General features: G+C 62.2%; 17 protein-coding genes. 10 read left to right on the top strand and 7 right to left on the bottom strand.

The genetic code is table 11. From position 1 onward, the window contains the following. Positions 1 to 229: 229 nt before the first annotated feature. Positions 230 to 1,030 carry a response regulator transcription factor gene (locus EXZ48_RS29295; protein WP_245462386.1) on the top strand — a complete coding sequence of 267 codons (801 nt, stop codon included), beginning with the start codon at positions 230 to 232 and terminating at the stop codon, positions 1,028 to 1,030. Positions 1,031 to 1,138: 108 nt separating this feature from the next. Here the strand turns inward: EXZ48_RS29295 and EXZ48_RS29290 are convergent, their stop codons facing one another. Continuing rightward, complete coding sequence (locus EXZ48_RS29290; RefSeq protein WP_130520409.1) at positions 1,139 to 1,459, bottom strand: hypothetical protein; 321 nt, start codon at positions 1,457 to 1,459, stop codon at positions 1,139 to 1,141. Positions 1,460 to 1,704: 245 nt separating this feature from the next. Here EXZ48_RS29290 and EXZ48_RS29285 point away from each other — a divergent pair, with 245 nt between their 5' ends. From EXZ48_RS29285 to EXZ48_RS29250, 7 genes are all read left to right on the top strand, one after another. Continuing rightward, positions 1,705 to 2,280, top strand: coding sequence for a winged helix-turn-helix domain-containing protein (locus EXZ48_RS29285; RefSeq protein ID WP_130520407.1), 576 nt, complete (start codon positions 1,705 to 1,707; stop codon positions 2,278 to 2,280). Positions 2,281 to 2,500: 220 nt separating this feature from the next. Then, positions 2,501 to 2,896, top strand: coding sequence for a hypothetical protein (locus EXZ48_RS29280; protein WP_130520405.1), 396 nt, complete (start codon positions 2,501 to 2,503; stop codon positions 2,894 to 2,896). 46 nt (positions 2,897 to 2,942) lie between these two features. Then, positions 2,943 to 3,230: a hypothetical protein gene (locus EXZ48_RS29275; RefSeq protein WP_130520403.1), complete on the top strand. Its 288-nt coding sequence runs from the start codon at positions 2,943 to 2,945 to the stop codon at positions 3,228 to 3,230. A gap of 633 nt (positions 3,231 to 3,863) precedes the next feature. Further along, the gene (locus EXZ48_RS29265; RefSeq protein WP_130520399.1) at positions 3,864 to 4,208 is read left to right on the top strand and encodes a hypothetical protein; all 345 of its coding nucleotides are present in this window, start codon (positions 3,864 to 3,866) and stop codon (positions 4,206 to 4,208) included. 242 nt (positions 4,209 to 4,450) lie between these two features. Beyond that, positions 4,451 to 4,741: a hypothetical protein gene (locus tag EXZ48_RS29260; RefSeq protein WP_130520397.1), complete on the top strand. Its 291-nt coding sequence runs from the start codon at positions 4,451 to 4,453 to the stop codon at positions 4,739 to 4,741. A 144-nt stretch (positions 4,742 to 4,885) separates the two neighbouring features. Continuing rightward, positions 4,886 to 5,134 carry an acyl carrier protein gene (locus EXZ48_RS29255; protein ID WP_130520426.1) on the top strand — a complete coding sequence of 83 codons (249 nt, stop codon included), beginning with the start codon at positions 4,886 to 4,888 and terminating at the stop codon, positions 5,132 to 5,134. A 55-nt stretch (positions 5,135 to 5,189) separates the two neighbouring features. Beyond that, complete coding sequence (locus EXZ48_RS29250) at positions 5,190 to 5,390, top strand: hypothetical protein (RefSeq protein ID WP_130520396.1); 201 nt, start codon at positions 5,190 to 5,192, stop codon at positions 5,388 to 5,390. Positions 5,391 to 5,518: 128 nt separating this feature from the next. On the opposite strand, the gene EXZ48_RS29245 is transcribed toward EXZ48_RS29250, so the two are convergent. After that, positions 5,519 to 5,860, bottom strand: coding sequence for a hypothetical protein (locus EXZ48_RS29245; protein WP_130520394.1), 342 nt, complete (start codon positions 5,858 to 5,860; stop codon positions 5,519 to 5,521). A 408-nt stretch (positions 5,861 to 6,268) separates the two neighbouring features. Between EXZ48_RS29245 and EXZ48_RS29240 the strand changes: the two genes are divergently transcribed. Together EXZ48_RS29240 and EXZ48_RS29235 are read left to right on the top strand one after the other, a co-directional pair. Next, positions 6,269 to 6,520 (top strand): DUF1488 family protein, encoded by a 252-nt coding sequence (locus EXZ48_RS29240; RefSeq protein ID WP_130520392.1) that lies wholly within the window; start codon positions 6,269 to 6,271, stop codon positions 6,518 to 6,520. Positions 6,521 to 6,623: 103 nt separating this feature from the next. Beyond that, entirely contained in the window at positions 6,624 to 15,230 is an 8,607-nt protein-coding gene (locus tag EXZ48_RS29235; RefSeq protein ID WP_130520390.1) for a GH36-type glycosyl hydrolase domain-containing protein, read from the top strand. A 1,186-nt stretch (positions 15,231 to 16,416) separates the two neighbouring features. Here the strand turns inward: EXZ48_RS29235 and EXZ48_RS29230 are convergent. From EXZ48_RS29230 to EXZ48_RS29210, 5 genes are read right to left on the bottom strand one after another with little or no spacing between them, the layout of a single operon-like run. After that, a complete protein-coding gene (locus EXZ48_RS29230; protein WP_130520388.1) occupies positions 16,417 to 17,727 on the bottom strand; it encodes an aspartate aminotransferase family protein in 1,311 nt (436 codons plus the stop codon). Continuing rightward, complete coding sequence (locus tag EXZ48_RS29225; protein WP_130520386.1) at positions 17,727 to 18,545, bottom strand: N-formylglutamate amidohydrolase; 819 nt, start codon at positions 18,543 to 18,545, stop codon at positions 17,727 to 17,729. Before EXZ48_RS29225 ends, EXZ48_RS29230 begins: the two co-directional genes overlap by 1 nt. A gap of 11 nt (positions 18,546 to 18,556) precedes the next feature. After that, complete coding sequence (locus tag EXZ48_RS29220; RefSeq protein WP_130520384.1) at positions 18,557 to 19,903, bottom strand: glutamine synthetase family protein; 1,347 nt, start codon at positions 19,901 to 19,903, stop codon at positions 18,557 to 18,559. A 22-nt stretch (positions 19,904 to 19,925) separates the two neighbouring features. Next, positions 19,926 to 20,588, bottom strand: a complete 663-nt coding sequence (locus EXZ48_RS29215; RefSeq protein WP_130520381.1) for an isochorismatase family cysteine hydrolase — start codon at positions 20,586 to 20,588, stop codon at positions 19,926 to 19,928. Between the two features lie 43 nt (positions 20,589 to 20,631). After that, positions 20,632 to 21,513, bottom strand: coding sequence for a MurR/RpiR family transcriptional regulator (locus EXZ48_RS29210; RefSeq protein ID WP_130520379.1), 882 nt, complete (start codon positions 21,511 to 21,513; stop codon positions 20,632 to 20,634). Positions 21,514 to 21,540: the final 27 nt, after the last annotated feature.

Here is a 21,540-nt window from a genome sequence, read left to right as displayed (position 1 = left end):
TTTGCGGATACTATTCCCGGTTTAGATCGATTTTCCCGAAGGCGAGGCGCCTTCCATTGCCGGCGTCTACGCGTTCGAAGAAGAATTTTCGCGAGGCCGACGCTGCGATATCGAGGGGAACCAGACCCTGCCGATCGCGGAATCCCTCAAAGTGCTTGCGCAGCGCGCGGTGGCCGCAGGAATGCGGGACGGGCGTGTCACTTCGACCGATAGACGAATGAGGGCCACAATGGCGAAAGACAACGAGGGGGCTTGCGAAGAGGAGCCGATCAAAATTCTCCAGGCCCGAGATTTAGCCGGCAGCGATATGCGAGCCTATTCCAGGGAAAACGTGGACGGGGAGCCGGAGGGATATGCGCCGAGCGACTATGTCGCGATCTTCGACAAAAGGAACCTCGACCGGGAATGTCTTGCCAACAGTCTTGATACGCATCAGTTCGGCATCAGCATTTTCACCTTTTCCGGGCTTGTCAGCTGGCAGCAGCGCAAGGCAGGCCTTGGCACGCTCCGCGTCGCTCTTGTCAACATCGTCGGCAGGGACGTCGTGGCGCCGCAGTTCATGGACGAGATCGCGCAGTTCGTGACGACGCTTGAGCCAGTGCCTGTGGTGATATTGTCCGGCATTCAGACACTTGATCACGTACTGCAGGTCATCGACCGAGGCGTGCAAGGCTTCATTCCGAACACCGTCGATATCGATGTCTGCATCAAGGCACTTGCGCTTGCCATCGCCGGCGGTCGGTTTGTTCCGGCAAGCAGCGTGCTGGCGGTGCGCGGCCGTTTGGGCCGCTATTCCCGTGAGCGATGTGGCCATCACGTTTTCACGGCGCGTCAGCTGTCCGTTGCCGATGCGCTGCGCCGTGGCAAGGCGAACAAGCTCATCGCCCTAGAACTCAATCTCTGTGAGAGCACGGTGAAGGTGTATATTCGCAGTATCATGAAAAAGGTTGGCGCCACCAACCGGACGGAGGCCGCCTGCAAGGTCGGTGATATTATGTCCGACGAAGCCTGTGAAATCGGCAGGGCTTGAACCCGGACCCGGATCGGGCTCTGCCGGCTGCCGGATTTCTGGCCCGGGAGCTTTTATCCGGACCGGGCTTTTGCCGTCCTGATCGCGCTTCGGTCTATCGCGCGAGGATCAGGACAATGTACGCTCGCAGTCGAAGGTGACCTTGCTGAGAAGGTCCGCCGGCACCTGGATATCCGCCAAGGCGGCGGCGAGTTCGTCCCTCTTGGCGCGGATTTCATACCCCTTGACGGTTGCCAGATCGGTGCTGCTTGCGGTGGCGGAACATATGCCCTCAAGCGTCTCCACGCGCGCGAATTTCACGGCCTCGGCTTGTGCACTGGCGGTCGAAACCCATCCCGCGTTGAACGCGATGAGCGGCGCGGCGACAAGGCCGAGAATGAAACCCACCAGATAGTGTTTTGCATTTTCGATGCTGAGATGGAATGGCATGACTTTATTCCCTCTAATCGATGATTATCGGGATCTATAAGGCCCACGCTCGGACCTGGAGCCAATGGCAATCCGGACAGTTTTATCTTGCGCCTTGGGGCAGGGGAAGCAAATGAAACTCGCCGTTCTTCCTGTTAAATTGCCTTGAAGTTGTTGCTCTAATACCAACGCGCGCTGACGGCCTCTCGTAGAGGGGTTCCCAAATCATCGAATTTCTGACTCCCTGTGTCGAACGGAGGTTCGGCATGACGAGAGCGATCTCGTTGCGGATGGACTATGACGGCTCGACGTTGAGACGGCTTGCGAAGAAAGCCAGGGACGCCGCGCAAGTTCGCCGGCTTCTGGCTCTGGCTTCGATCTATGACGGCGGGTCCAGGCAGTATGCATCCGAGATCGGCGGCGTGACGGTACAGATCGTTCGTGACTGGGTCGTGCGCTTCAATGAGCGCGGTCCCGATGGATTGATGAACACCAAAGCGCCCGGGGCTCGGTCGAAACTGAACGACGCGCAGCGCAAGGCGCTGGCTCAACTTGTGGAAAGCGGCCCAATTCCGGCCATTCATGGCGTGGTGCGCTGGCGGCGCAAGGACCTGGTCCAGTGGCTGTTCGAGGAGTTCCGCATTTCCATCGACGAGACGACGGTGGGCCGCGAACTCAAGGCCCTCGGCTTTGCCAAGCTTTCGGCCCGTCCTCGTCATTATGCGCAGAACGAACTGGAAGGCGACGTTTTCAAAAAGACTTCCCCGCCGCTCTGGCAGCGATCAGGGAAAAATGCCCGCCCGGCACGGATAATCACCCCTGATGGGATCTCAAGAGCTTAATAAGGGCGTCTCATCGCTTCGATGATATGGTTGGGGTGCGAGGCATCGCACGCTGCAAAACAATGGCGAATCTGCGCACTGGAAGAGTGAACCGAATTGACCTTATTTGTACCCTTGCTTTCGGCACCAGGTGGGCCCACACTGATTTCTTCAGCAGCCAATGTTACGGGCACTGCTGTTTGAGGGTTGGTTACCCTGGCCCCAATCAAAGGAGGACGACATGTCTTCCGGTGCTGGAATTTCTGAAATCTCATCGCGGGAAATGGTCCGGTCCGCGCTGCGCATGGCGGGCTACAGCCCGGATGCCCTTGCTGAGAACGGGCAAAAATTCAACACGGCCACCAAACTGCTGATGCGGTTGGTCCACTCCGGCAAAGCCTCGCCGCACAGGCTGATGGAGCAACTTGAACGATCTTTCGGTCGCCCACTGAAGTACAAGGTACTCTTTGCCCCCCTTCGGCCTCGGCATGCTATCCAAGGCCTACCGCTTATTTGCAAGGCGGAATTTCGTCCGGTCAGCGTGCCCTTGCGATCTGGCGAAAACGATCTGCAGGGATGGGAGAATGAAGGCGGCGCTCCGAACCACGCCTCCCACAACAAATCTGTCCACCGATAAGCAGAGTGCGAAGCACACATACCTCCCGATGTGAATGGAGGACGACATGTCTTCCACTTATCCAAAACAATATACGCACGCCGCAGACATAAGACTGGTTCGCGATATTCTGAAGCGTTCGGATTATCAGATTGCGGAAGGAGGAACGGAGACGAAGCGCAGTCGCTCCGCCGCGAAGTTCGGGATCAGCCAGTTCAAGGCCGGTCTTATCGAACCGCCTTTCATGTTGCACAACCTCGAACATAGGGCGCGTCATCTGCCCCGAGCCGCAGATGATGCTGGCCTTCAGGTGTGGGAAAACGAGGGCGGCGCGACGAAAGGCGATGCGATATGATCAGTCGCTTGATGCTATCGGCCTTCCTCGTTGTCCTTTCGATCACCTTGGTCTGGATGTTTCGCCCTGAACAGAGCGCGTTCGAGCGACTGAATTCCACGCAGCTACGCCAGCCGGCGTCGACGCAGGCTGGAGGAGAGGTCATGCAGGACCCATGACACGGAAAAAGCACCGCCTCGCATTGGCCTTAGTTGATCGCCGCCGAGACTTCGCCGAACTTTACAGAAGGTTCCCGTCCCCACACGCGCAGCTTGCCGATTTCCGATGCGAAGGCGGAAAGCCCATACTCGCCGGGAAGGGCGACGACACCTTCATCATTCCCGGCGTCGGGCCGGTGGTTGCCGCCGGATGGCTTGCTGCCACGGCGGCGGGCGCAGTGGCAGGCGCGGTGGCCGGTGGCGCAGCAGGCGGGCTAATCGGCGCTCTTCCAGAGGCTCCGAAAGGGACTCGAGGTGAAACGGATGCGTGAATGTGATTTCGGTTTCGGTGGTTCTTTCGGTCATTTTGAGCACGGCTTTCTCGTCCTCCTTGCATTCAGGGTCATCGAAGCCCTCCCGCGGTCAGGATGTAGATGTGGTAGGCGCTTGTAACCGCGTTCAGGCAAAGCGCCGTAACCACGCTGTCACAAATAATGTGAGCGACGTCATCAACGACAGACAGCAAAAGAACAACCTGGATGCGCCTGACGCCAGCCTTGTCAGATGTCTCGATGACAATGTGTCTCTTGTCTTCGTGCGACCGGACTTCGCTTTTTATCGGCCGCGCTCCGAAATTGGGAAAAAGGTCAGCCGTGATGCTCTTGCGTGGCTTCAAAAACAGCAGGTGATTTCGCTTGGTGCGCATTGTTGCCTCACGCCTGTTGGGGCGGAAGCCTTGCGACCTTCAGCAATGGCGCACTTTTCAAAAGCCATCGATGACGAGCAGTACGCTTCGCCGTCTCATCCATCGACCACTGACTTCGGAGCGCTATCGGCATGAAACGGCCCCAATTGAGGGCTTGCCAATGCGTGGTATCGGGCGCAAGGTTGGTGTTCCAGCAGCCATTGACAAGGGCGCTGCTGTTTGAGGGTTGGTTACCCTGGCCCTGAAATGAAGGAGGACTCAATGTCTTCCATATTCTTCCACAAACAGCAAAGACATGTATGGACCACCGCGGGTGGCTATGTGTTTTTTGCAGCCAGCCTGACGATGATCCTCATCCTCTTCATGGAGGGTTGGCTATGGTAATCCTCATCTTCAAGGGCCCCGATATTCCGGGAACGCACCGCCGAACCGTCCTCCGGCAGATTCTCAAGAACGCCGACTATGAGACCCACAGCCTTGTGCTCGGGCAGGGAACCATGAATGAGGATGCGGCAAATCTTATCCGATTGATCAAGTCGGCGACGATCGATGCCGGAAACTATCCTCTATCTCGCAAAACGCGCGCGCAAGAACAGCGCGCCGGTGTCGAGGTTTGGGAAAACGAGGGCGGTTCCACCGCCGCGTGGCCACGATGCCCAATCGTCTGACGGTGATTCTTGTTGTCTTGGTTTTGGCGGTTGGTTTTGTTTGGTCCTACCGCCCGGACCAGAGCCGCTATGATCGCCTTCATCCCTCCCAATCGCGTCAGCCGGCAGCGTCCCAGTAATTATTCTTCATCAGGACACATCGCCATGGAAGACGGAAGAGCCGATATTGCCGAGCGTGTGAAAAACATCATCATCGGACAGTTGGCTGTCGAGAAATCGAAGGTCGTCGATGACGCTTCAATTGTCGATGACCTGGGCGCTGATTCCTTGGAGGTGGTCCAAATCGTGATGCTCATCGAAGACGAGTTTGGCATCGCCATTCCTGACGAGCCGGCCGAGGAATTCCTGACGGTTCGGGACGCCATCGACTTCGTGGTCGCATCACAATCGTGACAGATAAGCGGCGCCCGGATGACGATCAGTCGTTGCGGGGTGAAGGAGTTGACGGATGACAGCGAATAGCGAACGGTTTTTCAAGCCGACAAAGACTACTGCGGATAAAAAGGCGTCGGAGACCAACTCGGTCGCCTGGAGGATCATCGATCGGGAGGCCGCAACGTGGGAAAAGAAGACCGAGAAGCTGCGCGCGCTCCGCCTGGCGAAAGAGGTGTCCAATCCTGCACCCTTGCCGAAGTTGAAGCGAAAGTAGCAACGGAGCAGGTGTGGTCGGAAGCTGCATGACAGGCGCGGCTGTCTGCTCCAAATTCAAGCATTACTCCAACTGAAAGCCGAAGGCGAAAACGCCTTCGGCTTCGTATCTTGTGAGTTCAGTGCTTGTCAGGACAATGTGCGCCCGCAATCGAAAGTGACCTTGCTGAGAAGATCCGCTGGCACCTGGATGTCGGCCATCGCGGCGGCAACGAGTTCATCCCGCTTCGTACGGTTTTCATATCCCTTGTAGGTTGCCAGATCGGTGCTGCTGGCGGTGGCGATGCGGCTGGCCGAGGCAGAACATATGCCCGCAAGAGTCTCTACCCGTGCGGTCTTGACCGCCTCGATACGTGCGCTGGTGGTCGAAACCCATCCCGCATTGAAGGCGATGAGCGGCGCAGCCACGAGGCCGAGAACGAAACCCACCATGTAGGGTTTTGCTTTTTCCATGTTCAAACTGAATGACATGACGTTACTCCCTATAATCGATGATTATCGGGATCGATAAGGGCCCGCGCTCGGACCTGGAGCCAATGGCAATCCGGACAGTTTCAGTGTGCGCCTCAACGCGCAGAAAGCAAATGAAATTAAAGATTTTTCTTTGAATTCCCTCATTTTTTTCCGGTTGCAAAACAAAAACACATGATTTCAATTTTTGTGATATGATGAATTCAATCGAAAAACACATGAACTCGTGGGTTGTCGATGAGAATTTACAGTAATGAGTTACATGCTTTATTTGAGTTTTTGGAATTTTGTGCAGCCTGCATCAGATTTTTTGATGACATTATTTTTGAACAGCGCCGGCGGGATTATTTCCGGTGCTCATAGCGGCTTTTCGTATCGAAGAGGCGCCGTCACCGTAAGGAGCGTTCCATGAGTCTCAGTTTTCCAAACCAAAGCCGAAGCTATGAAGAGGCCGGCAAGCGTATCCGTTTTATTGGTCATGACGGCATGTTCGAGATTCCGTTCTTCGCGGGGGCGGACCTGTTCCCGGGAGTGATTTCCGAAGCCGGTTATCTCAGGGCTTTCGACGATGCCCGCGTCTCTGTCTACAAGGCGGCGCGGCGCGCCTATTCCGCTGGCCGAAAGCCGGTTTACGTCTTGACGCGCGCCGATTTCGGCTGAGAGCGTCCGCTCCCGGACGAAGCTTCGGCGACCTACATCCCCGACACGATTGCCGGGTTTCGCCCGGCCGGCTGCCTGGCCGCATCTGGGCAAAGGAATGATTATGGCCAGAGGCCAAGAGCGTGGCGTGCAAGACATCGGCAATTCGGAAACCGCCGTTGCCGAAAGGACCCACCATCCTGAGGTGGGCTCCAAGTCGGCGCCGGAGCCGCAAGTAGTTACGGACGGGAAAGGCGAGGGCAACAGTCCGTCGTCCGGATTCGGTTTCCGCCGGGCACCGGGCATGCCATGGAACGATCCCATGCCCGTGCGGGAGGAACTGTTCGGCATCGAACGGCTCGAGCAGCACGCCGCGACCCTTGCGCTTGCCCAACCGGTAACGAAGCGGCCGCCGTCCGTCCAGTCGCTGCACAAGCGCCTTAAGAGCAACGCGGCAGTCCTGCTTGCCGCCTACCGTGCCAGCGCCCTGGAGGTGGAGAACGAGCGCGGCGTCGTGCCGGCGGCCGAATGGCTGCTGGACAACTACCATTTGGTCGAGGAGCAAATCCGCGAGATACATGACGACCTGCCGCCCAACTATTACAGGCAGCTGCCAAAACTCGCCGAGGGGCCGTTCGCCGGATATCCGCGCGTCTTCGGCATTGCCTGGGCCTTCGTCGCGCACACCGACAGCCATTTCGATCCAGAGACGCTCGTCCGCTTCATCGCTGCCTATCAAAAGGTTCAGCCGCTGACTATCGGCGAGTTGTGGGCCGTGGCGATCACCTTGCGCATCGTGCTCGTCGAGAACCTGCGGAGGCTTGCCGACCAGATCACCGCCGGGCGCCGGATGCGTGCCGAGGCGGATGCGCTGGCCGACCGGCTATTGGCGAACGAGGGTCGCGGCAGCGCGCTTGAAAAGGTCTCCGCCGACCCCCTGCCCGAGCTCTTCGCGGCCCAGCTTGCCAAACGGCTGCGCGACCAGGACCCCAGCACGACACCGGCGCATGGCTGGCTGGAGGCGCGGCTGGCGAGGCAGCACAGTTCGGTTGACGCTGTGGTGCGGCATGCCCAGCAGCGCCAGGGCGCGTCGAATGTCACGATCAGGAACATCATCACCAGCATGCGGCTGATCAGCGATGTCGACTGGGCCGATCTTTTTGAAAAGGTCAGCCTCGTCGATGCGCGCCTTTCGGCCGACGGCAGCTTCGCCCGCATGGATTTCGCCACGCGCAACCTCTATCGCAGCGCCATCGAAGACCTCGCCCGCGGCTCGGACCTGTCGGAACTCGACATTGCCGGGCAGGCGGTGAAAGCGGCACAGGCCGCAGCGGTCACAGACGATACCGCCTCGCAGGCCGAACGTGTCGCGGATCCGGGCTACCATCTGATCGCGGAAGGGCGGCCGGCCTTCGAGCGCACGATCGGGTTCCGCCCGCCCCGGCACCTAATCGCCGGGCGGCTGGCGGCGCGCACGGGCATTGCCGGCTATGCCGGGGCGATCGGGTTCATGACGGCGATGCTTCTGGCGCTTGCGCTATGGCTGCTGTCTATCACTGGTCTCTCGGCGCCCGGCATGATCGTCTTCGCGATGCTGGCGCTGTTGCCGGCAAGCGATATCGCGACGGCGCTCGTCAACCGCTTCGTGAGCTGGAGCCACGGCGCGACCGGTCTGCCGGGACTGGAACTCGCGCAGGGTGTCCCATCGTCGTCACGCACGCTGGTCGTCGTGCCGACGCTCCTGAGCAATCGTGCCGACCTGCTGGAGCAGATCGAGCGGCTGGAGGTCCATCATCTCTCGGGCGCTGGCGGCGACCTGAGTTTTGCCCTGCTGACCGACGGGAAGGATGCGTCGCAGGAGACCGTCGAGGGCGATGGTGCGCTTCTCGCGCTCGCTGTCGAGGGCATGGCCGACCTCAATCACCGGCACGGGCCGGGTCCTTCTGGCGACCGCTTCCTGCTTTTGCACCGCAAGCGCCGGTTCAATGCCGGCGAGACCCTCTGGATGGGCTGGGAGCGCAAGCGCGGCAAGCTGCACGAGCTCAACCGCCTGCTGCGCGGCGCCACTGACACCAGCTTCATGGCGCTCGGCGGAAAGTCGCCGTCCGTCCCGCCGGACGTGCGCTATGTCATCACCCTCGACGCGGATACGAAACTGCCGCGCGACACGGTCCTGCGGCTGATCGGCAAGATGGCGCATCCTCTCAACCGGCCGCGCTTCGATATCGGGCAGCAGCGGGTCGTCGATGGTTATGCGATCATCCAGCCGCGTGTCACCCCGTCGCTTCCCATCGGCCGCGAAGGCTCGCTCTACCAGCGGGTCTTTTCCGCGCCCGGCGGCATGGATCCCTATGCCGCGGCCGTTTCCGACGTCTATCAGGATCTGTTCGGTGAGGGTTCCTATACCGGCAAGGGCATTTATGACGTCGATGCCTTCGAGGCGGCGCTGGCCGGGCGCATACCCGAGAATACCCTTCTCAGCCACGACCTTTTCGAGGGCACGTTCGCGCGGGCGGGGCTTGCCTCCGATGTCGAGGTGGTCGACGATTTTCCGTCGCGCTACGACGTCGCCGCCCGGCGCCAGCACCGCTGGGCGCGCGGCGACTGGCAGCTGCTGCCCTGGATATTCGGACGGCGGGCGCTTCCCGCACTCGGCCGCTGGAAAATGCTGGACAATCTGCGCCGTACCCTCATTGCACCATCGATATTCGCGGCGCTCGTAGCCTGTTGCGCGATGCCGTTGCAGGCGGGCGTGACAGGTGCGTTGCTCATCGCGGCCTGCATCGCGTTTCCCGCTTTCCTGCCGGTAGCCTTCGCCATCCTGCCGCGCCGCAGTGGCCTGCAGCTGAGCAGCCATGCCGTCAGACTTGCCGGCGACATCAAGCTCGCCGCGATGCAGGCCGCGCTTGTCCTCTCCTTCCTGCCCGATCAGGCATGGCGCAATTGCGACGCCGTGCTCAGAACCGCTGGCCGGCTGATGGTGACGCGCAGGAAACTCTTGGAGTGGACGACCGCCGCGACGTCCGGAAACCGGACACGGCTGACGCTTGCCGGCTTCTACCGCGACATGGCGGGCGGCACGGCGACCGCGCTGATCCTTCTCACTGCTGCCGTCGCGTTTTCGCCGGCCGCCTGGCCTCTGGCTCTGCTGCTGGCGCTCCTCTGGTCGGCCACGCCCGCCATCGCGCTCTGGGTCAGCCGGTCGCCGACAGCACGGCCGGGCCGGGCGCTTTCGGATGGCGATGCGGCGGAACTCCGGCTCGTCGCGCGACGCACATGGCGGTTCTTCGAGACCTTCGTTACCCCGCTGGAAAACATGCTGCCGCCGGACAATTTCCAGGAAACCCCGCTGCCCGCCATCGCCCACCGCACCTCGCCGACCAATATCGGCCTCTATCTTCTCTCGACGGTCGCCGCGCGCGACTTCGGCTGGGTGGGGACCCTTGAAGCGCTTGAACGGTTGGAAGCGACTTTCTCTACGCTCAAGCGGCTTGATCGTTTCAACGGACATTTCTTCAACTGGTACGATACGCGCGATCTCAGAACCCTCGCTCCCGCCTATGTCTCCTCCGTCGATAGCGGCAATCTCGCCGGCCACCTGATCGCGTTTGCGAATGCCTGCGAGGAGTGGGCCGGGACGCCGCCGGCGGAAGACGGGGAGGGTTTCGGTGATACGCTGGCGCTCACCCGCATGGCTCTCGGCGAGACGGCCGGCAATCCCGGTGCCAGCCTGACAGCCATTCTCGACGAGGCTGAAGCCCTCGTGCGTGGCCCCCAATCCATCGAGGCCGCAACACCGGCATTGACACGGCTTCTTGACAAGGCCTTGAAACTGGCCGAGCAGGCAGCACCTGCCGATGACGGCACGGCCGCCGATCTTACGTTCTGGATAGGCGCGCTCGCCCGATCCGTCACACAGGCCGCGCGCGACCGGCAGGTCTTCCGCGACGATGCCGCCTCCGTGAAAGCCCGGCTTCAGGCGCTTTCGGACACAGCCCGCACCATGGCGCTCGACATGGATTTCGCCTTCCTGTTCGATCCCGACAGGAAGCTCCTGTCCATCGGCTATTCGCTCGCCGACAACGGGCTCGACCCGAACTGCTACGACCTTCTCGCTTCGGAAGCCCGGCTTGCGAGCTTCTTCGCCATCGCTAAGGGCGATATCAGCACGCGCCATTGGTTCCGCCTCGGTCGGGCGGCGACGCCGCTCGGCAGCGGCTCGGCGCTGATCTCCTGGTCGGGCTCGATGTTCGAATATCTCATGCCTTCGCTCGTGATGCGCGCACCGGCGGGAAGCCTGCTCGACGACACAAACAGGCTGATCGTCGCGAGGCAGGAGGCCTATGGGCGATCGCGGCACGTGCCCTGGGGCATATCGGAATCCGCCTTCAATGCGCGCGATATAGAGTTCACTTATCAATATTCCAACTTCGGCGTGCCGGGGCTCGGCCTCAAGCGCGGGCTGTCAGGCAACATGGTTATCGCCCCCTATGCCACCGGCCTTGCCGCCATGGTCGATCCCCATGCCGCGCTCGACAACTACCGGCATCTCGAATCCCTCGGTGCGCGCGGCGTTCACGGTTTCTACGAGGCGCTGGATTTCACCCGCGCCCGCCTGCCCGAAGATGCCCGCGTCGAGATCATCCGCAGCTACATGGCCCACCATCAGGGCATGACCATCGTCGCCATTGCCGTCCTCCTGCAGGACGGGCGCATGCGGGCGCGGTTCCACCGCGAGCCGATGATCATGGCCAGCGAGCTTCTGCTGTCGGAGCGCATGCCGCGCGACGTGGCGATTGCCCGCCCGCGCGCCGAGGAGGTCAAGGCATCCGCAGGAATTTCCCTGAACCCGGCGCCGTCGGTGCGCCGGCTGGCGCTGCCCGTCGCCGGCGCGCCGGTCACGCATCTCCTGTCCAACGGGCGCTATGCGGTGATGCTGACGGCCTCGGGCGGCGGCTACAGCCGCTGGCGCGATATCGCCGTCACGCGCTGGCGCGAAGATGCGACCCGCGACGATTGCGGCGCCTTCATCTTTCTCAGGGACATGCAGACTGGCACAGTCTTTTCACTCACCCCCCTGGCAACGGGCGACAGGGCCGAGGCCTCGGTGGTCTTCGGCGAGGATCACGCGCAATACATTCGCCATGACGAGACGCTGACGACGGAGATGGATGTCATCGTCTCCGGCGAAGATGACGGCGAGGTGCGCCGGATCTGCCTCACCAATAGCGGGCGACGAGTGCGCGAGATCGAGCTGACCTCTTATGCCGAACTGGTGCTTGCCACGCCGGCGACCGACAACGCGCATCCCGCTTTCGACAAGATGTTCGTTGAGACCGAGTATTTGCCGGAGTACGGCGCGCTCATCGCCACGCGGCGCCGCCGCGCGCCTTCGGAGGCCGAGATCTGGGCCGCCCATTTCGCGGTGGTCGAGGGCGATGCGGTTGCCGATTCGCAATACGAATCCGATCGCGCCCGTTTCCTCGGGCGCGGCCGTTCCATCGCCACCGCCGCGGCCATCCACGACGGGCAGGCGCTGTCCAACACCGCGGGAACCGTTCTCGATCCGATCTTCGCGCTGCGCCGCAGCGTGCGGGTGCTTCCCGGCAAGGTGGCGCGCGTCGCCTTCTGGACGGTCGTCGCCGGCTCGCGGGAAGAGCTCCTCGAACGGATCGACAAGCACCACGACAGGAGCGCCTTCGAGCGGGCGAAGACGCTTGCCTGGACCCAGGCGCAGGTGCAGCTTCACCATCTCGACATGGATCTGGAGGAGGCTGCGGACTTCCAGCGTCTTGCCGCGCCCATCCTCTATGCCGACGCGCGCTTCCGCCCCGCGTCGGATGCCATCCTTGCCGGTGCCGGGCCGCAGTCGGGCCTGTGGCCCTACGGCATTTCCGGCGACCTGCCGATCGTGCTGCTGCGCATCGAGGATGCCGAAGACCTTCCGCAGCTGCGCCAGATGCTGCGCGCGCACGAATACTGGCGCATCAAGCGGCTCGCCGTCGATCTGGTGATCGTCAACGAGCGCGCTGCGTCCTATGTGCAGGATCTGCAGAACGCCGTCGAGGCCGCCGTGCGCTCCAGCCAGTCCCGCCCGCGTTTCGGCGACACGCCGGCACAGGGCGCGGTGCACGTGCTGCGCGCCGATTTCCTGAACCAGGAGACGAAAAACCTCCTGAACGCCACCGCGCGCGTCGTGCTTTCGGCCCATCGTGGCCTGATCGCCGATCAGTTGGCGCGTCTTTCCGACGGCATCGAGCGCTCGGCTCCTCTGCCGCCGCCCTTTCCCTCGAAATCCTCGGCCGAGATGGTCGCGCCACCGGTGGATCTAGAATTCTTCAACGGGCTGGGCGGGTTCGACAGGAACGGCACGGAATATGTGACCGTGCTGGAAAACGGCGCGACGACCCCGATGCCCTGGATCAACGTTATCGCGAATCCCGCCTTCGGTTTCCAGGTGTCGGCGGACGGCAGCGCCTATAGCTGGGCGGAAAACAGCCGTGAGAACCAGATCACGCAATGGTCCAACGACCCGGTCTGCGACCCCTCCGGTGAGGCCCTGTATATCCGCGACGAGGAGACACTCGACCTCTGGAGCCCCACACCCCAGCCGATCCGAGATTCCGGACGGTATGTGGCGCGCCACGGCTTCGGTTACAGCCGTTTCGCGCATCGGGCGCACGGGATCGAAAGCGACCTGCTCTCCTACGTGCCGCTTGCCGATCCCATCCGCATTTCGCGGTTGACGCTGACCAACCATTCGTCGCGGCCGCGCCGCCTGTCGATCACGAGCTATGCCGAATGGGTGCTCGGCACCCTGCGGGGTGCAAGCGCGCCGTTCATTGCAACATCCCTGGACGTCGAGACGGGCGCGATCTTCGCTAGCAATCGATCGGCCATGGGTTTTCCCGGCCGCGTCGCCTTCGCCGATCTCGGTGGACGGCAGACCGCATGGACCGGCGACCGCACGGAATTCCTCGGGCGGGGCGGGAGCTCCGCGCGACCGGCGGCGCTTACAAGACGAATGCCGCTCGGCGCCAAGGTCGGCGCGGGCCTCGATCCGTGCGCTGCATTGCAATGCACGATCGAACTCGACCCGGGTGAAAGCATCGAACTCGTCTCCTTCCTCGGTGAAGCCGCTTCGGCGGAGGAAGCCGGCGCGCTGATCACCCGCTACCGCGCCGCCGATCTCGGCGCGGTTCTTGCCGACGTGAACGCGCATTGGCAGACGCTGTTGCAGACCGTGCAGGTCAGGACACCGGATCGGGCGATGGACATCATGCTGAACGGCTGGCTGCTCTACCAGACGCTCGCCTGCCGCATATGGGCGCGCTCGGCCTTCTATCAGGCAAGCGGTGCCTATGGTTTCCGCGATCAGTTGCAGGACGGCATGGCGCTGGCTTTCGCCCGGCCGGAGGAGACACGGGCGCATATCCTGCGCGCGGCAGGCCGGCAGTTTGCCGTAGGGGACATGCAGCATTGGTGGCTGCCCCATTCGGGCGCGGGTGTTCGCACGCGAATTTCCGACGACCGCGTCTGGCTCGCCTTCGCCACCGCGACCTATGTCGGAACGGCCGGCGATGCGGCGATCCTCGATGAGGTCATCCCGTTTCTGGATGGACCAGTCCTCGCCGAGGGGGAACACGATGCCTTCTTCCAGCCGACGCCCTCCGGCGAGACGGCCTCGCTCTTCGAACATTGCGCCCGCGGCCTCGACCAGGCCGTCACGCTCACCGGCCGTCATGGCCTGCCCCTGATTGGCACCGGCGACTGGAACGACGGCATGAACCGGGTCGGCGAGGGCGGTGAAGGGGAAAGCGTCTGGCTCGGCTGGATGCTGATCGGCACAATCGACTTGTTCGCGCCGCTTGCGGAGAGCCGCGACCCCGAACGAGCCGCACACTGGAAGGCGCATGCAGAGAATCTCAAGGCTTCCATTGAACAGGAAACCTGGGACGGGGCTTGGTACCGGCGCGCCACCTTCGATGATGGCTCATGGCTGGGATCGAAGGACAATGACGAATGCCGGATCGACAGCATCGCCCAGACCTGGGCGGTTCTATCCGGCGCTGCCGATCCCGCCCGCGCCGCCGCCGCCATGGCGTCGCTGGAGCGCCATCTGATCCGCAAAGAGGAGGGGCTTGCCCTTCTCTTCACACCAGCTTTTGACGCGACTCCACGTGACCCGGGTTACATCAAGGGCTATCCGCCGGGCCTGCGTGAGAACGGCGGCCAGTACAGCCACGCTGCCATGTGGGCGATCCTCGCTTTCGCGCGGATGGGGCAAGGCGATAAGGCACACAATCTCTTCGCCCTGCTGAATCCGATCAATCATGCAAACACACCCGAAGCGGCAGCACGCTACAAGGTCGAGCCCTATGTGGTCGCCGCCGACGTCTACTCGGTCGCCCCCCATGTCGGGCGCGGTGGCTGGACATGGTACACAGGCTCCGCCGCTTGGATGTACCGCGCCGGCATCGAGGGCATCCTCGGCCTGCGCCGGGAAGGCGCAGTGCTCGTGATGGACCCTTGCCTGCCGGCATCATGGCCGCAGGTCGAGGTGGCGTTCAGAATGGGAGACACTTGCTACGATATCCAGGTCAGAAGGGCTTCCGATCGACCAAACAGCACGCCCTCCGCGACGTTGGACGGCGCGTCGTTGCCCTACGCTAGCGGTCCGATACGTTTGCCCGTGGATGGTGGCAGGCATGTTCTGGTGTTCGTTGTATGAAGTGGTGATCAAGCTCGAAAGTTGCGCCAGCTTGGAATTTATCACGATACAAACGGTAAGTTTGGTGCTCGAGGCCTGTTTGCCGGATTTTAGGATACATCTCCGGTAACCCGCCCCATGTTGCGCCGATCCATTACATCTATCAGAAACGGGTTTTCTACAGTTTTTCTTTGCCAGGAAAGAAGATAGACGACCTTCACTTCAGTCTACGCGCCCGCGTGGAGGTTGAGTAGTTGGTGACTTGGGGGGAATGGAAAAGCGTCTTTCTGGAGGGCCTCTACCGGGAATTGCCTGACGACGAAAAGGACCGGAGCGAAGATATGTACACCTGGCGGCTTCCGCAGGAGCGTGGCAACTGGTGTGAGCCAGGCGCCTGCAGCCTTGGAGGGCATGCGCATTCGGACGTACAAACACCCCCCATCTTCCAACGCGTAGAAATCCACAAATTTCCGGGCCGGCGGGCGGCGGTGGCCTGAACTTCAGGCACGGCATTCGTTCAACACGCCTCACGGCGCGGCGCTAGCCTCTACGTGTCGATATCACAACCGTGGTACCTGCCCCAAATTGTGCTTGCATGGGGAGTAGAGATGTAACCGCAATGCGGAGTCACGCTCGGCGAACAAGTGCTTTCATCAAACTGCACCTCGGCCGCAAGATGCGCAGCCACACAAGCAGCAAGACGATGGGTTGGTAAGAGAAATCCAATGCGGACGAGGATTCACCAACAGGGTCGCCAGTTCGCCCCTCATTAAGAGCCATATCCTGCAAAATGACCGCCTCGCGCGCAGTGGGCATCCTTGATGCCGGTGCGAAGGGCCGTTCCACACCATCACTTTTGCTGAAGCGGGATGGCTAGGTTGCGTCAATTGACATCGTGTCCGCTTCTTCCAGCGTCTTCAGCCGCCTGTCAGCTGAACATCCATGCCTCCGAACTTATAGACACTAGCATCGATGAGGCGCGCTTACGGTAAGGCTACGCTACTGGCGTGCCGGCCTCATACTCTTTCAGAAGGCCGAGATCTGTCTGTCCATGAAACGGTTGCGCTCCATTCTCTGGTCCTCTCGGGGGCCAGGGCTTAGTTCAAAATGGATGAGTTCAACCGGGAAAGGTCAACGGACCAATCGTACTTGAGCGAGTGATTTTGCAGACTTTTTGAAAGACTTGCGCTGCGTGTACCGAACACCACTACCAACCAGAAAACCTCGAAAGGACTTCGTCCGATATCGTTGGGAGCTCGAAGAAGGCTCTATCGAGCAGCTCTATTGCCTGGTGAATATCATTTTCTGTGATACTCAGCGGCGGTGTCATTTCCAACACATTGCCGTTCATGCCGACATAATAGAGCACGACGCCGAGTTCGTAGGCGCAGTAGATCAGCTTTGCGGTCTCCACGCGCGCCGGCGCACGGCTTTGGCGGTCGAGTACGAGTTCGACGCCGCAGGCAAGGCCCCGGCCGCGAATGTCGCCGATGAGGGTGTGGCGTTCGGCAAGCCACGCCAGACCGTCGCGCAGCAATTTTCCCTTGCGCTCCGCGCCTGCGGCAAGGTTTTCGCGGTCGATCGTTTCGAGCACGGCAAGGCCTGCGGCGGCGCAGACCGGATTGCCGTGCAGGGTCTGCATGGCAAATGCGCTGGCGCAATCGAGGATATTGGCCGGTGCGATGACGGCTGAGAGCGGCAAGCCGCCGCCAAGGCCTTTGCCGAGCACCAGGATATCGGGCACGAAGCCCTCGTGGTCGAAGCAATGCAGGCGGCCGCTGCGGGCAAGGCCCACCTTCACCTCGTCGCAGACGACGAGAATGCCATGGGCGCGGCAGATATCCGCGAACTTGCGCAAAAAACCATCGGGAGGAACGATCAAGCCGCCATCTGACTGGATCGGTTCGATAAAGGCCGCACCGATCGAGCCGGCCGGAACCACAGCCAGCTTTTCCCTGAGAAGCGTGAGGATGGCATCGCCCGTCGGATCGCCCTCATGGGGGCGGTAGGGATCGGGGTAGGGCAGAAGGATCAGCCCATCCGCCTTGGCTGCGCCGGCCTGAACGCTGTGGCCGGAAAATGCCATAGAGCCGACGGTGCAGCCGTGATAGGCGCCGACAAAGGCGATGACGCCGGTGCGGCCGGTTGCCTTCACGATCGCCCGATAGGCGGCTTCGTTGGCATCGGAGCCGGAATGGCCGAACCAGACCTTATGCCCGCCGCGACCGGGAAAACGCGCCAGCAGCCTTTCGGCAAGCGCCACGGCCGGTGCGTTCGAGGCGGAAAGGATGCTTGCGCCGGCAGGGTTGGCGATGGCGGTGGAGACGGCCTCGACGATGGCGGGATGGCCGTAGCCGAGGCTCGCCGCGCCCCAGGCGCCGGAGAGGTCGATGAGTTCGCGGCCATTCTCCTCCACAAGCCGCGCACCCTTTCCGCCGCTGATGGCAAGCGGGAAGAAGCGCAGTTTCTGCAGGGTGCCGATGGCCGCTTCATCCCTGTCGTAGAGACTGTCCTCCATCAGCCCTGCTCCTGCAATGCCGCCTTGAAACAGCGGGTGAGCCTGTCACCCCATTCGCCGACGCCGGAAAGCGTGTCGATCAGATCATGCCGCACCTCGATGAGGGCACCCGGCAGGCCGCGTGCGTCCGCATGGACGGGCACCGTATAGTCCTCATCCCGATGGATGATGTAAGGCTCGTTGTCGCCGATGGTGAGGCCGGATTCTGCCTGGAGTTCCCGGACTAGCATTTGGCCGAAGCCGGTTGCCTGTCCATAGAGGATACCGGCGTGCCATGGGCGTTGCTTGCCGAAATAAACAGGCGTGAAGGAATGGATCCCGACGACGATCGGGCGCTTGCCCTGTTGCTGCAACAGGTCTAGCCGTCTCGCGACGGCCTCGGCATAGGGCGTGAACAACGTCTCGATGCGCTGCGCCTTCTCGGCTTCCGTCAGGCCGATATTGCCGGGGATCTTGGTCGTTTCGCTGATTTCGGGCATGGCCGAGGGGACGCCGAGGGGACGGTTGCAGTCGATGACGAGCCGCGAATAGTTCGTCATGAATAGCGGCGCATCGAGCATGCGGCTGAGATGCTGGGACAGGGCGTTGACGCCGATATCCCAGGCGATGTGGCGTCGGCGCTCCGTCTCCGGCAGACCGAGGTCGCCGAGCGCCTTCGGGATACGGTTGGACGCATGTTCACAAAGCAGCAGGTAGGGTGAGGTCCCATTGGGATTGATCACGCTATAGGGCGGCGGCTCGTCGATGGCGAGCAGCGGCAGGGCCGGATCGTGCCGCCACCGGTTCTCGGGATGGGGAATGACATTGCTTGAGGTCATGATCTGCCCAATCAATAGACGGTGGCGTAGCGGGCGCAGAGGTCTTCGGGCGAAAGACCCTCGACGATTTCGATCTCCTTGCGCTTCATGGCGAAATAGCAGTCGAGGAAATCCTTCGAGAACCAGCCCGTCACCACGTCATCGGCAGCCAGCGTATCGAGTGCCTCCGAAAGACTGGAAGGCAGGCGGCGGATGCCGAGCCTCGCCTGTTCCTCGGCGGAGAATTCCGACGGGTCGGTGTTGATCAATGGCGGCTGTTCCAACCCGGCGCGAATGCCCTCGAGGCCGGCACGCAGCACGACGGCCAGCGACAGATGCGGGCTCGCGCAGGCGTCCGCAGCGCGGTATTCCATGTTGAACTGTTTGGCCGGGTTGCTGCCGGGCAGGTCGAGCGTCGGGCAGATGCGCAGCGTCGCTTCCCGGTTCTTTTCACCGAGGCAGGTATAGGCCGCGCTCCAGTGATGTGGCACGAGGCGCATGTAGGAGAGCACGGAGGGCGCGGTGAAGGCGGCAAGCGCCGGCAGGTGCCTGATGACGCCGGCCGCGAAGGACCCGGCGACCTTGGAGAGCCGTCCGGGGCGCGAGGCGTCGAAGGTCACGGGGTTGCCGTCGAGATCGGTGAAGCTGACATGCAGGTGCACGCCGTTGCCGACGCCGTTGGGGTCCGTCTTCGGCGCGAAGCTGGCGGTCCAGCCGAAGAGGGCGGCAACCTCGCGGGTCACGGCGCGGATCGTCGCGCCGCGGTCGGCGGCGACAAGGGCGGGGGCGGGGCGGCAGGTGACTTCGAACTGGTCCTTGCCATATTCCGGCAGGAACATTTCCGGCTCGGCGCCGGCTTCCTTCAGCGCGGTCATCAGCAGGGATCCGAAGGGTTCGGCGCGGCGCTGGGCGCGCAGGCCGAAGGCAGGGGCTGCGGGCCAGTCGGCGCCGAGCACCTGGAATTCCTGCTCGACCGCGCTGATGACCCTGAGACCGGCTTCTTTCTCGAATTCGGCCAGCGTCGCCTTCAGGAAGCTGCGCACGCAGCACTCCCATGGCTCGCCCGTGAGGTCCGTGATGTCGGCATGGTAGAAGTGCAGCGGCGTCTCGTCCGGCAGGCAGGTGACGCGCGCCTTGCTGGCGGGATCGGCCATCAGCCGCAGGTCGCCGGCCGAGCCCCAGGGGTTCGGGTCGGCAATGAGGTCGAACGGTGTCAGCGCGAGGTTCGCCGGCACCCAGCCCACGCCCTTGCGCAGGTAATCCTCGATCTCGGAGGCCGCGAAGCTGCGGCCGCGGGTGATGCCGGCAATGTCGGTCGTGACGAAGGTCGCAAGTTCCGTCAGGTCGGCGAAGGCCTTGCCGTTGCTGCTCTCGGTCATGGTGATCCCCTTCTTGAAACGATCAGGTGCGGCCGAGCCCGCCGAGGCGGCTGACGACGGTGTCGGTGTCCGTGATCCAGCAATAGCCGGCATAGGCGCGCATCGCCGCGTCGTGGCGTTCCTGGCTGTAGGTGGCGCAGGCATCCTCGACGACCGTGACGAGATAGCCGCGGTCGGCGGCATCGCGCACGGCCATGTCGACGCACTGGTCGGTGACGACGCCGGCGATGATCAGGTAGCGGGTGTTGAGGTTGCGCAGCACGTAGTCGATGTTCGTCGAGTTGAAGACGCCGGAGGAGGTTTTCGGCAGTACGATCTCGTTGTCGATGGGCGCGAGCGCCGGGATCACCTGTCCCTCGGGCGAGCCCTTCGGCACATGCATGTCGGAAAGCTTGTGGTCGAGCGAGCGGTCGCGGCCATCAAGCGTCAGGCTTTCGATGATGGTGTGCAGCACGTTGCAGCCGGCCTTGCGGCCCGCTTCGAGAATGCGGACCTGGTTGGGGATGACCTTTTCGCGCAGACGGCGGTGGTAGTAGCTGTCGGCATCCTGCGGATGGGTCGGGTCGAGGTTCGGCTCGCACCAAATGCGCTGCATGTCGACATAGAGCAGGGCCGTCATGCCGGCCTCGTAGGTGCTGTCGCGCCGCAGCAGGTCCTTGCCGTATTGCACTTCAATCGCAGTCATGTCTGTCCTCCAATGGATGTCGGTTCGCCGTTCGGGCGCAATGTCATTTGCTACCGTCGACCGGCGGGCTGTAGGCGTCTTCGGTGATGGCATAGCTGCGGCGCAGCTCCTCCATGCGCTCGATGCGGCCGCGCGACTGGTTGGCAAGGCGCGCGGTCAGGCCGGCGATCAGCGCCTCAGTCTGGGCGATGGCGGGCACCATCGTGTCATAGGGCGAGACCGTATCGACCGGCGCCATCAGCGTAACGGAGGCGAATTCGGCGATCGGCGAAACCCAGCGGTCGGTGAAGAGCACGATGCGCGCACCCTGCTTGGCCGCCTGTCGGGCAAAACGGATCGTGTCGATCTGGTAGCGTCGGTAGTCATAGACGAAGAGCACGTCGCGCTTGCCGAGATCGACCAGCTGGTCGACCTGATCGGCCTGCGAGCCGTTGATCCAGCGCGTTTCGCCGCGCAGCTGCTTCATATGCGACCACAGAAGACCGGCAAGGAAGCCGCTGAACCGTCCGCCGAGGCAATGAACGCGCATGTTGAGATCGGCGGCGGCATCGATGGCGGCCTCGAAATCATCGGGCGGCAGCATCTGCATCGACGCTTCCAGCGCGTGAATGCTGGCACGCAAAAAGTATTGGTAGAAATTCTCTTGTTCCAGGGACGGCTTGCGCGTGTCGAGCATGGAGAGCGGCGAGCTCATCCGCTCCTGCACTTCGCTGAGAAGCGCCGCCTGGAATTCTGGATAGCCTTCGAAGCCAAGCTTGTTGGCAAAGCGCACGACCGTAGGGTTGCTGACATCGGCGGCCGCGGCGAGATGCGCAACCGTGTTGAGCCCGGCTGCCGGATAGTTCGACAGCAGCTGCCGCACGATTTTCAGCTCCGCCCGTGTGAAGGCGATTTCCCCGTCCGTCAGGCGGTCTCGAATGGCCATTCCTTGCCTCCCTCTCGTGATCGGCGT

This window comes from Shinella sp. JR1-6 (assembly GCF_004284735.1).
Taxonomy (GTDB): Bacteria; Pseudomonadota; Alphaproteobacteria; order Rhizobiales; family Rhizobiaceae; genus Shinella.
The sequence above is the reverse complement of the archived record's forward strand: the minus strand, read 5'-3'. Positions and strand labels throughout refer to the sequence as shown.

Bases quoted from the DNA above. Each gene is read 5' to 3' on its own strand.
- EXZ48_RS29295 (WP_245462386.1), top strand. From the start codon at position 230: ATGGCGAAAGACAACGAGGGGGCTTGCGAAGAGGAGCCGATCAAAATT.
- EXZ48_RS29290 (WP_130520409.1), bottom strand. From the start codon at position 1,459: ATGCCATTCCATCTCAGCATCGAAAATGCAAAACACTATCTGGTGGGT.
- EXZ48_RS29285 (WP_130520407.1), top strand. From the start codon at position 1,705: ATGACGAGAGCGATCTCGTTGCGGATGGACTATGACGGCTCGACGTTG.
- EXZ48_RS29280 (WP_130520405.1), top strand. From the start codon at position 2,501: ATGTCTTCCGGTGCTGGAATTTCTGAAATCTCATCGCGGGAAATGGTC.
- EXZ48_RS29275 (WP_130520403.1), top strand. From the start codon at position 2,943: ATGTCTTCCACTTATCCAAAACAATATACGCACGCCGCAGACATAAGA.
- EXZ48_RS29260 (WP_130520397.1), top strand. From the start codon at position 4,451: ATGGTAATCCTCATCTTCAAGGGCCCCGATATTCCGGGAACGCACCGC.
- EXZ48_RS29255 (WP_130520426.1), top strand. From the start codon at position 4,886: ATGGAAGACGGAAGAGCCGATATTGCCGAGCGTGTGAAAAACATCATC.
- EXZ48_RS29250 (WP_130520396.1), top strand. From the start codon at position 5,190: ATGACAGCGAATAGCGAACGGTTTTTCAAGCCGACAAAGACTACTGCG.
- EXZ48_RS29245 (WP_130520394.1), bottom strand. From the start codon at position 5,860: ATGTCATTCAGTTTGAACATGGAAAAAGCAAAACCCTACATGGTGGGT.
- EXZ48_RS29240 (WP_130520392.1), top strand. From the start codon at position 6,269: ATGAGTCTCAGTTTTCCAAACCAAAGCCGAAGCTATGAAGAGGCCGGC.
- EXZ48_RS29235 (WP_130520390.1), top strand. From the start codon at position 6,624: ATGGCCAGAGGCCAAGAGCGTGGCGTGCAAGACATCGGCAATTCGGAA.
- EXZ48_RS29230 (WP_130520388.1), bottom strand. From the start codon at position 17,727: ATGGAGGACAGTCTCTACGACAGGGATGAAGCGGCCATCGGCACCCTG.
- EXZ48_RS29225 (WP_130520386.1), bottom strand. From the start codon at position 18,545: ATGACCTCAAGCAATGTCATTCCCCATCCCGAGAACCGGTGGCGGCAC.
- EXZ48_RS29220 (WP_130520384.1), bottom strand. From the start codon at position 19,903: ATGACCGAGAGCAGCAACGGCAAGGCCTTCGCCGACCTGACGGAACTT.
- EXZ48_RS29215 (WP_130520381.1), bottom strand. From the start codon at position 20,588: ATGACTGCGATTGAAGTGCAATACGGCAAGGACCTGCTGCGGCGCGAC.
- EXZ48_RS29210 (WP_130520379.1), bottom strand. From the start codon at position 21,513: ATGGCCATTCGAGACCGCCTGACGGACGGGGAAATCGCCTTCACACGG.